This window comes from Pseudoalteromonas sp. SMS1, assembly GCF_021530565.1.
In the GTDB taxonomy this organism is placed as follows: Bacteria; Pseudomonadota; Gammaproteobacteria; order Enterobacterales; family Alteromonadaceae; genus Pseudoalteromonas.
The window spans coordinates 1-3,455 of record NZ_JAKGBI010000047.1 but is presented as its reverse complement, the minus strand read 5'-3'; the positions used below and the strand labels follow the sequence as shown (position 1 = coordinate 3,455).

The window sequence follows — 3,455 nt, the reverse complement described above, 5'->3', positions numbered from 1 at the left end:
AAAGTAACGATAACTAGGAATTATCAGTGGATATAAATAAAATAATAATTGCGACAGAATCTCAACATTCATGGACGCCTGATAAAAGTTTCGAATTTACCAGCCAGCAGATCGACGAATTAAAGCAATATCTACCTACACCGCGCCAATCAGTCGAGTTACTACATAGCATTTCATTAGCTGCTGCAAATCTGGGAATTGATGTAGAACATATAGTTATTGAAGATATTGAGATCGCAATAGAAAAAATACGGTTGTCTGCATCGGATAAAACTTGCGTTTGGGTTGTATCCGATGGTCGAATATTTCATAACTCTAGCCCTCTATGCGCATGGTTGAGGACTGTAAATATTAAGGTTTTTGGAATAGATACAACTCTTCAAAGTTTGACAGATAATAAATACTTGATGACAGTAATTGCTGAAAGGCATGGTCTATTAGTGCCCGAATCAATGCTTTATAAAGGTAGTAAAAAGTTGGCCGAAGTTGCTGGTTTTAATAGCCATGGAGGCTATTTTATTAAACCAAACACTTTAGGATCACAGATCGGAATATCTTCCAGCTCTCATGTTTCAAAATTGGAACAAGCAATTAAAATAAGCGAAGATATAAACAATAAATATGGTGTTGATACTCTCATTCAGGCTTACATCAATGGTGAGGATTATAGAGTTCCTGTTATAGAGACTGCAAATGGAGACGTAGACTTTAGCTGCTGTGCAGTTACTATTTCGAATAAATTTAACCAACTACAAGCATTTTCAACAAATCGAACTGAATCTGACCGAAAATGGCATCTCGAACAAATAACTGATAAAACAACACCTGTTTATAGGGCTACCAAAGAAGTTGTACAAAAATTACACAGTCTAGGGCTGATAAATAGCTACTCCGGAATAGATATAAGAGGGTCAGAGGAAACAGGTTTCTTTTTTATTGAGAATAATGTTAAACCATTTATAGACCAATCATTCGAAGCATTGGCTAAACACCTAAACTATAAGTCAGCTGGAGAAATGTTTGTTGATGCAATGATCAACCGTTATAAACCCCAGAGTCGATTATTTCTTTAATGTTCTCAGAAGAAACTATAGGATACATAAAGTCCCAGAATTGAAGGTTTTGCGGCCATAGCGAATTCGCAAGCTCAATATTACTATTTTTTATTAAAGTCAATGAATTTGGGTTAGTTATATTGTCATCAATATAGCTAATCTTTTTGTTCAACAAATCTTTATACCTTGTAGGCAGCTGTTTAAAGTTGAACTTCTTTTTCTTAAAATCAGACCAGGCATTACTATCTCCATTGTAATGACTAAGGACTGCAATATTGAAATACGACTTTATTGCGAAGACTGGGTCATTTAATGTGTTATTTAAAATATAATCATGGGCTTTCTGGCAAAAGTACAATGCTTGCTCCAAATACCCTTTTATTCCCATTGCAACAGCTAGATTATTATAGGCTGTGAAATAATCATATGGATAAGTAGAGTGATCTATCATACTAAATAAAGCATCAATTGCTTCATCAAGTCGCTCATTATAAGCAGCATATATTGCGTAGTTGTTGATTGGGAATGTTACCTCAATTGATCCTTCTTTCACTAAAGTTTCTATTGATTTTCGTAAGACTGTATCAATTTCTGGATTATGTACATTAGAGATCATTGATTGACACGCTTTGTTGTTATTAAATCTCGACGTTAGATAAATATCGTTGATTTCTAAATTTTCTTTTTCTAAACTTTTCTCTTGCCCTAACGTAGGTAATAAAGAAAATAATACGACTCTTTTTCCAGACGAAGTTGAAATCATGCTCTTTAGCTTTTGATACTCAGTTTTATACTCTGAAAAATCCCCCAGTGCTAGCAAGCAGGATAATTTTATATAAACAGCACAGAAATTTAACCAATCAGCTAACTCTTCACTGACAGTAAAATCCCTAATCTTCAATCTTGCCACTTCTGTTAATGCGATAGAGCCACGTAAATCGATGAGCCGCATACGAACTTGAGCAAACACAAGAAGAGCCATTGGCGATTCCATTTGCGAATTTGAAGATACTCCTGTCAAGCGGCATAACATTCCGTCTAACTGTAAACGCAATAGTGAGATCGAGCTACATATTTTAGAAGTTACTGGATTGGATAGCTGTTCAACAGACAGTGACTCTAAGCCTTCTTCTATAAAACTCAATATTTGGTCTGATACTGTGATATTATTGTCACTGAGTTGTTCTAGAATATAACTCACACCTTGATTTAACAATCGAGTTTTTAAATCAATGTCAAACATTTCTAAATATGCCATCGCCGCAAGGTCAATTTCAATAAAGTTATTTACTTTTTCTTTTAAATAATATGTATGTAGTAAGCGGTAAATATCTTGACGTTTGGTTAAGGTTATATAACGTGCAATTTGTGGGTGTGCCAATTCACATAAGTTATCAGTTAATTTTACGACACCTGTTTCTAATGGTTTTGAAAGGGACAGTTCGATATCCATAGCTTCTGCTAATATTATTATATTTGGATAGCGATTCTCAGTGGCAAAGAGCAGCCCCAAAAGCAATAAAGTGTTTTTTGTTTGCTCATTTTCATTAAAACAACTATCGAGATTGAAGCCTAAGTCTTTGTTCTTTCTGTTTTCATTTAAATCAAACTCAATAGCAACTGGGTAGCCTAAGTTGTTTTTAAAGTTAAATACCATACCCTTATCAGCCAAACCTAAAAAGTTATATAGGCCTCGAGCAAAGTGCTCGTTGAATGGTTTTACCTTATGTGAACTAAAAGTCAGCTCATTTTCTTTGCATAACAATGATAGTTTTGACTCGAACTGTTTACTGAATTTTTCTGAGTAGGCGCCTTCTAGAACCAATAAAATACTAGGGGAAATGTACTTTGAAATTAAAAAAATCAACCCCAAATCATTATTGTTAATATTTTCTATATTGCTAATCCAAATTACTTTAAAATGAGTTCGTGAGAGTAAATTGGATATTCTTAATACTTCTCGCTTTGTTGTTGTATAGATTGGGCCCTCTATTTCCTTTAAAATATCTCGTAAAGGTAATGATTTTTTTTCAATGGTTAACTTATTTTCATTCCATTTTAGAGGGGCTTTTCCAATCATAGGAATATTGATGCTTATTTCATTTAATTTAATATTTTTTATAGATTGAAAAAGCTTGGAGGCAAGAGACTGTTGGTCCAATGCACACACTAGTAAGAACTGATTTAACGAGAGTGGGAGGCGGCCGAATTCGTATTTCAAAACCTCTTTACTACAAAATTCTCGGTCAAGCACCGAACCAACGATATGTGATTTTCCAACACCTGACCGCCCAGAAATATAGCAGATGTTAGCATTAGCTTTTATCGAATTATGTAGCTTTGCCCGTTCCCCAACTCTATCGTAGCATTCCATTGATAATTCCTAGTTATCGTTACTTT

2 protein-coding genes are annotated in these 3,455 nt (G+C 34.4%); one reads left to right on the top strand and one right to left on the bottom strand.

The window, feature by feature from the left end:
- The first annotated feature begins 26 nt into the window (after window positions 1-26).
- Window positions 27-1,073, top strand: a complete 1,047-nt coding sequence (locus tag L1286_RS24270) for an ATP-grasp domain-containing protein (protein ID WP_235409517.1) — start codon at window positions 27-29, stop codon at window positions 1,071-1,073.
- Here L1286_RS24270 and L1286_RS23825 read toward each other — a convergent pair.
- A complete protein-coding gene (locus tag L1286_RS23825) occupies window positions 1,036-3,429 on the bottom strand; it encodes a hypothetical protein (protein ID WP_235409516.1) in 2,394 nt (797 codons plus the stop codon). The genes L1286_RS24270 and L1286_RS23825 overlap by 38 nt on opposite strands.
- Window positions 3,430-3,455: the final 26 nt, after the last annotated feature.